Source organism: Pseudomonas taiwanensis (assembly GCF_013393345.1).
Classification (GTDB): Bacteria; Pseudomonadota; Gammaproteobacteria; order Pseudomonadales; family Pseudomonadaceae; genus Metapseudomonas; species Metapseudomonas resinovorans_C.
The window spans coordinates 1-6,697 of the sequence record NZ_QJRF01000047.1 but is presented as its reverse complement, the minus strand read 5'-3'; the positions used below and the strand labels follow the sequence as shown (position 1 = coordinate 6,697).

At 63.7% G+C, this 6,697-nt stretch carries 6 protein-coding genes; all 6 read left to right on the top strand.

Annotated features, from left to right (window positions below):
- Window positions 1–1,128, top strand: a 1,128-nt coding sequence (locus tag DM872_RS09605) for an L-serine ammonia-lyase (protein WP_179059268.1), incomplete at its 5' end; no start/stop codon positions are given.
- Window positions 1,129–1,215: 87 nt separating this feature from the next.
- Window positions 1,216–2,331: a glycine cleavage system aminomethyltransferase GcvT gene (gene gcvT, locus DM872_RS09600; RefSeq protein ID WP_179059267.1), complete on the top strand. Its 1,116-nt coding sequence runs from the start codon at window positions 1,216–1,218 to the stop codon at window positions 2,329–2,331.
- Between the two features lie 213 nt (window positions 2,332–2,544).
- A complete protein-coding gene (locus DM872_RS09595) occupies window positions 2,545–3,105 on the top strand; it encodes a hypothetical protein (protein WP_179059266.1) in 561 nt (186 codons plus the stop codon).
- A gap of 364 nt (window positions 3,106–3,469) precedes the next feature.
- On the top strand, window positions 3,470–5,245 hold the full coding sequence (locus DM872_RS09590) for a multicopper oxidase family protein (RefSeq protein ID WP_179059265.1): 1,776 nt from the start codon (window positions 3,470–3,472) through the stop codon (window positions 5,243–5,245).
- 20 nt (window positions 5,246–5,265) lie between these two features.
- Window positions 5,266–5,904 carry an SCO family protein gene (locus tag DM872_RS09585; protein ID WP_179059264.1) on the top strand — a complete coding sequence of 213 codons (639 nt, stop codon included), beginning with the start codon at window positions 5,266–5,268 and terminating at the stop codon, window positions 5,902–5,904.
- A gap of 98 nt (window positions 5,905–6,002) precedes the next feature.
- The gene (locus DM872_RS09580; RefSeq protein ID WP_179059263.1) at window positions 6,003–6,182 is read left to right on the top strand and encodes a hypothetical protein; all 180 of its coding nucleotides are present in this window, start codon (window positions 6,003–6,005) and stop codon (window positions 6,180–6,182) included.
- The last annotated feature ends 515 nt before the right edge of the window (window positions 6,183–6,697 follow it).

Genomic DNA, 6,697 nt, shown 5'->3' with positions numbered 1-6,697 from the left:
GTGGATGAGCGCCTGGCGCGCATCCGCCAGAGCGGCGAACTGCTTCTCGGCGGCGAGAAGTCGATTCATTTCGTGGAGAAGGAGCACCTGGCGCTGATCAGGAAACCGCTCCCCTACCACCCCAACGGCATGATCTTCCGCGCCTTCGACGCCGCCGGCATCCAGATCCGCGCCCGCGAGTACTACTCGGTGGGCGGCGGCTTCGTCGTCGACGAGGAAGCCGCCGGCCTGGACCGCATCGTCGAAGACCGCACGCCGCTGCCCTACCCGTTCAAGACCGGCAAGGACATGCTCGCCCACTGCAGCGCCAGTGGGCTGTCCATCAGCGGCCTGATGCGCGAGAACGAGAAGGCCTGGCGCAACCCGGAAGAGACCAGCGCCGGGCTGATGAAGATCTGGCAGGTGATGCAGGACTGCGTCACCACCGGCTGCCGCAAGGAAGGCATCATGCCCGGCGGGCTCAAGGTCAAGCGCCGCGCCGCCGCGCTCTACCGCCAGCTCAGCGAACACCCGGAGGCCAGCCTGCGCGACAGCCTCTCGGTGCTCGACTGGGTCAACCTCTACGCCCTGGCGGTGAACGAGGAAAACGCCACCGGCGGCCGCGTGGTCACCGCGCCCACCAACGGCGCGGCGGGCATCGTCCCGGCGGTGCTGCACTACTACAGCCGCTTCGTGCCCGGCGCCAATGACGACGGCGTCGAGCGCTTCCTGCTCACCGCCGCCGCCATCGGCATCCTCTACAAGGAAAACGCCTCGATCTCCGGCGCTGAAGTCGGCTGCCAGGGCGAGGTCGGCGTGGCCTGCTCGATGGCCGCCGGCGCGCTCTGCGAAGTTCTCGGCGGCACCCCGCAGCAGGTCGAGAACGCCGCCGAGATCGGCATGGAGCACAACCTCGGGCTGACCTGCGACCCGGTCGGCGGCCTGGTCCAGGTGCCCTGCATCGAGCGCAACGCGATGGGCTCGGTGAAGGCCATCAACGCCGCACGCATGGCCCTGCGCGGTGACGGCCAGCACTTCATCTCGCTCGACAAGGTGATCCGCACCATGCGCCAGACCGGTGCCGACATGAAGAGCAAATACAAGGAAACCGCCCGCGGCGGCCTCGCCGTGAACATCATCGAATGCTGAAGCCTTTTTCTCCCCTCTCCCTCTGGGAGAGGGGCCGGGGGTGAGGGAAGCCCTGCCCCCGCACCGACTTTCACTTTGGAGCCTCACATGACCGACCTCGCCAAAACCCCGCTGCACGCCCTGCACCTCGAACTCGGTGCGCGCATGGTGCCCTTCGCCGGCTACGACATGCCGGTGCAGTACCCGCTCGGCGTGCTCAAGGAACACCTGCACACCCGCGAGCAGGCCGGCCTGTTCGATGTCTCGCACATGGGCCAGGTCATCCTGCGCGGCGCGAACGCCGCCCGAGCGCTGGAAAGCCTGGTACCGGTGGACATCCTCGACCTGCCGGTGGGCATGCAGCGCTACGCGATGTTCACCGACGAAAACGGCGGCATCCTCGACGACCTGATGGTCGCCAACACCGGCGACCACCTGGTGTTGGTGGTCAATGCCGCCTGCAAAGACCAGGACCTCGCCCATCTGCAGAAGCACATCGGAGAGCAGTGCGAAATCGAATCGCTGTTCGACTCTCGCGCCCTGCTGGCCCTGCAGGGTCCAGCGGCAGCCGAGGTGCTCGGTCGCCTCGCACCGGAAGTGCGCAAGATGACTTTCATGCAGTTCGGCAGCGTGCGCCTGGAAGGCGTCGAGTGCTACGTCAGCCGCTCCGGCTACACCGGCGAAGACGGCTACGAGATTTCCGTACCCGTGGCCCAGGCTGAAGCCCTGGCGCGCACCCTGCTGGCCCAACCGGAAGTCCAGCCCATTGGCCTCGGCGCCCGCGACTCGCTGCGCCTGGAAGCCGGCCTGTGCCTCTACGGCCATGACATGACCCCCGCCACCACCCCGGTGGAAGCCAGCCTGCTCTGGGCCATCTCCAAGGCCCGCCGCGCCGATGGCGTGCGCGCCGGCAACTTCCCCGGCGCTGGCGCGGTCTTCGCCCAGCAGCGCGACGGCGTCGCCAGCAAGCGCGTCGGCCTGCTGCCGCAGGAGCGCGTGCCGGTACGCGAAGGTGCGGAAATCGTCGATGCCGACGGTACGGTGATCGGCCGCGTCTCCAGCGGCGGCTTCGGCCCGAGCCTGGGTGCACCGGTGGCCATGGGTTACGTCGCCGCCCGCCACGCCGCCCTGGACAGCGAGGTCTGGGCCCTGGTGCGCGGCAAGCGCGTGGCGATGAAAGTCGCCAAGACCCCCTTCGTGCCGCAGCGCTATTACCGCGGCTGATACAGAGTCCCCAACTGCCCCGCCACGGCGGGGCCTTGAAGGGTGAAGACGCAAGTCTTCACCCTTTTTCTTTGCAGGCCAGCCTCAAGAAATCGCCGCAACCCACTGATAAACCAAGTTTTCCCCTATTCATCAGAGCGACACGAATACGTCATCAACCGGTCATCCAGCGCAGGCAGATTCTCTGCTCAACTTTCCTGGGGAGGACCTCCGATGAACCACAAGAAGAACCTGATCAAGCCGCTGGCCGCTGCGCTGCTGGCCGCCACCCTCGGCGCCTGCGCCGTGCAAGCCCCGGCCCCCGCCAAGCCGGTGGCCCTGGACAACGAAGACTGGTATCAGATCCGCACCGAGAAGGAATTGTTCGTCTTCGACGACTACGCCACCTACCGCGAATACGTGAAGAGCGGCACTGCCCCGGTCAAACAGAGCGCCGGCAAGAAGGACGGTTTCGGCCGCGACATCATCCTGGTCCTGAAATCCGCCGATCAGGGCAAGGACATCAAGACCCTCTCCGCCAAGCGCTTCATCGATATCAGCCTGCCGCCCGCCCAGCCCTTCTACGGCGAACTGCGCGACGAAGAAGGCATCATTTATGTGTTCAGCCGCTACGGCGACATGATGGACATGTACCGCATCGGCGAACCCACCTTCAGCTACGTGGACATCGGCGGCGGCCCCGAAGGCCAGCGCGTGGTGTACGTGCTGACCAAGGAAGAGCCCAAGCCGGTCAAGCAGATCGCCATGTTCCACGACAAGTACAACTACAAGTAGTTCCCCCGCAGGCGGTCGGAATTTCCACCTCTCCGACCGCCTCTCGCCCCGCTCCAAATGGCTCTACCGCCTACCCCGCAATGCCCACCGCCCGTCTTCGCGAAATATCCTGAAACACACCGCTCAATGCCTAGAGCCAGCAGCCACCGGCCCTAAATAGCGACAAAATATTGCCACTCATCAAATTGCGCATCGTAAATGAGAGGTCTTTAGTCGATTTATTGGCGCATTGGCCGTGCGAGCAGATTCACCCTTTACGGCCTGCACCTTCGTGCGAACGGATGGGGACAAAGAGCCCTGGAGCATTGCATCCATGGCGGGCCGTTCACGCGAATTCGTGGTGGGGAGGTTGGAGTGCACACTCATGAAAGGCAAAGACCCGCGACAAAAAAACAAGAAAGACAGGTTGGTGGACGAAAACCGGCGCGATTTCCTCAAACTGTCAGCCGCTGCGGCAGCTGCGCCAGCGCTGTTGCGCGCACCGGTCAGCGAGGCATCGACTGTTCCGATCGTACTGCCACCCAGCCCACCGACAACTCCATGGGTCATGGAGCTGCCCACCGAGATCGTGCGCGCAGCTGCTGTCCCGTACCTGACTCCGGCCCCTACTGAACTGGCCAACGTCGCAGGCGGCGAAGCCGGACGGGCGCGCCATCAGTTCTGGTCGAAGTTCCGCGCTAACGCTAATTACTATGAGTTGCGCGCCGTCGAACGCGACTGGCAGTTCAACCCGGCCTATCCGATCCAGAAGGTCTGGAACTACCGCGCCGCCGATACACCGGCGAAAGAGTTCAGCGCCACCGTCGCCTCGCGCTACGGCTCGCCGATGATCTGCCGCATCTACAACGACCTGCCCGCCAATCACACGGGCTTCGGCACGCCGGAAATCTCCACCCACTTGCATAACCTGCACTGCGGCTCGGAGAGCGACGGCTTCCCCGGCGACTATTACAGCGCCACCAAGGCAGGCCCGACCCTGACCGCCAAGGGTGGCTTTAAGGATCACCTCTATCCCAACTGCTGTGCCGGCTTCGAAGATCGCCAGGACAGCGTCGGCGACCCCAACGAGGCCCTGGGCACGCTCTTCTATCACGACCACACACTGGATTTCACTTCGCCCAACCTTTACCGCGGTCTGTCGGGTTTCTATCTGCTGTACGACTCGCTGGATTCAGGAAACGAAGCCGACCCCACGCCCGGCGCCCTGCGTCTTCCAAGCGGCGCCTATGACTACCCGCTGCAGTTTGCCGACCGCCGATTCGATGCCGCCGGCAAGCTCTATTACGACGAGATCAACCCCGAGGGGGTACTGGGCGACAAGGTGCTGGTCAACGGCATGATCGAACCGGTGCTCAAGGTGGCCGCGCGGCGTTATCGCTTCCGCCTGCTGAATGCCGGACCGAGCCTGTTCTATGCCTTCTCGCTGGTGAATCCGAACAACGTGAAGCAGAACTTCACCTACATCGCCAACGACGGCAACCTGCTGCCCAAGCCGCTGCTCAACCAGCAATCCATCACCCTTGGCATGGCCGAACGCGCCGACATCGTGGTCGACTTTTCGAAGTACGTGGTGGGCACCACCCTTTACCTGGTCAACCGCATGCGCCAGGAAGAAACCCGTGGACCGAAGGACATCAAGGAACCGGGCGTGCGCGTGCTGAAGATAGTGGTGGACCGCTGGCCAACCGCCCAGGACCTCAGCCAGGTGCCGGCCAACCTGCGACCACTGCCGCCGCTGGACCCGGCCGAAGTAGCCGCCGCGCCGGTGCGCCGCTTCGTGTTCGAGCGCTCCAACAACATGTGGGCGATCAATGGCCAGTTCGTCAACGTCAACGCGCCGCGCTTTACCGTACCCAGGGGGCGCGGGGAAATCTGGGAACTGGTCAACATCGACAACGGCTGGTCGCACCCGATTCACATCCACTTCGAGGAGGGGCGAATCATCGCGCGCATCAGGAATGGCGTGTCGCAACCCATCCCGGCCCATGAGCAGTGTCGCAAGGACGTCTATGTGATCAACAAGAACGAGACCATCCGCGTCTTCATCCGCTTCCGTGATTACGTCGGCAAGTACGTGATGCATTGCCACAACCTGATCCACGAAGACCACGCGATGATGCTGCGCTTCGACCTCGTCTAACGGCCGCGGGAGGACTTTCCATGAACACTCGCAGAAACCTGATCGGCGGCCTCGGCGTCGGCGTACTGGGGCTCGCCGCCCTGGGTTCGCTGGGTATCGCCGCGGAACGCCAGCCGCAACCCCGTCAGGGCGACGGGCGCTTTCCCAACCCCACGCTCTTCACCCATCAGGGCCGGAAGGTGGAGTTCTACCGGGACCTGCTGCGCGGCAAGGTCGTCGTGCTGAACATGATGTACGCCAGCTGTGGCCGTAACTGCCCCACCGCCACCGCCAACCTGCGCAAGGTGCAACAGATGCTGGGCGACCGGGTGGGACGGGACATCTTCATGTACTCGATCACCCTGCAACCCGAACTGGATCAGCCGCACCACCTGCAGGAATACGTGGACAAGTTCCAGATCGGCCCGGGCTGGGAATACCTCACCGGTGATCCGCAGGACATCCTCGAACTGCGCTACGCCCTGGGCTTCTATGACGTGGACCCGATCGTCGATGGCAACCAGCTGACCCACACCGGCATGGTGAGAATCGGCAACGAGCCCATCGGACGCTGGACCATGGCGCCAGCGTTGACCGATCCGACGCACATCCTTTCCGCCATCAACCATGTGGACCATCGCGTAGAACTGACCGGCTGGGACATCCAGCAACCGTCCTGAGCCAACCAGGGGCCTCCGGGAGCGCCCGGAGGCCGGCTGGTGTATGATGCGCGCCTCCGGCCCAGCCACGGGCCAAAGCCTGAAAGCAGCAGAACACCATGACCAGCCAAGACATCGACCAGGTCGACGCCCAACCGGCGGAAACCCCGACCGCCGAAACCGCTCCGGCCAAGCCGAAGAAGAACGTCCCCTATTACCTCACCCTCAAGGGTCACGATCGTGGCCAGCGCCCCGGTCCCGCCCCGCGCGGCTCTCGCCGCTCCATGGGCAAGCGCTGACGCCGGTCCGCCGCGCCCCCGCCATGGGGGCGCAGCCACTTCTACCCCTCCCAACCGCCGCACCCCGCCAAAAGCACGCCTGTAGCGCCGCAACCGCTCTAGCAAGGGTCTTTCGTCGCTGCACTGTTGCCGTCCCGCACCATTACATCGAATAAATCGATTATCACGCCTTCAGGAAAAGGTTTTTCCAGATCGCGTAATCACGCCTCTCTAGAGCAGCTAACTTATTGTTTTTAATGACTACGACATAACTATCATTAACGTCGATGGCAACCATTACCCAGGATCACTTCTTCATCGAAATCACATCAGTAACATGGGCCCCACAGACAAACACCACCCCCAAAACCCAGGTGCCCAAAATGAAAAAGCAAATCCTCGCCAGCCTGTTCTTCGCCAGCCTGTCCGCCTCTGCTTTCGCCCTTTCGGTTGCCGAGGGTGGCGCTGATCGCACCAACGTCCACCGCGTCGCTGAGAGTGGTGCCGAGCGTTCGCAATCCCTGCGGGTTGCTGAA

Coding starts and splice junctions, on each gene's coding strand:
- gcvT (WP_179059267.1), top strand. CDS start 1,216: ATGACCGACCTCGCCAAAACCCCGCTGCACGCCCTGCACCTCGAACTC.
- DM872_RS09595 (WP_179059266.1), top strand. CDS start 2,545: ATGAACCACAAGAAGAACCTGATCAAGCCGCTGGCCGCTGCGCTGCTG.
- DM872_RS09590 (WP_179059265.1), top strand. CDS start 3,470: ATGAAAGGCAAAGACCCGCGACAAAAAAACAAGAAAGACAGGTTGGTG.
- DM872_RS09585 (WP_179059264.1), top strand. CDS start 5,266: ATGAACACTCGCAGAAACCTGATCGGCGGCCTCGGCGTCGGCGTACTG.
- DM872_RS09580 (WP_179059263.1), top strand. CDS start 6,003: ATGACCAGCCAAGACATCGACCAGGTCGACGCCCAACCGGCGGAAACC.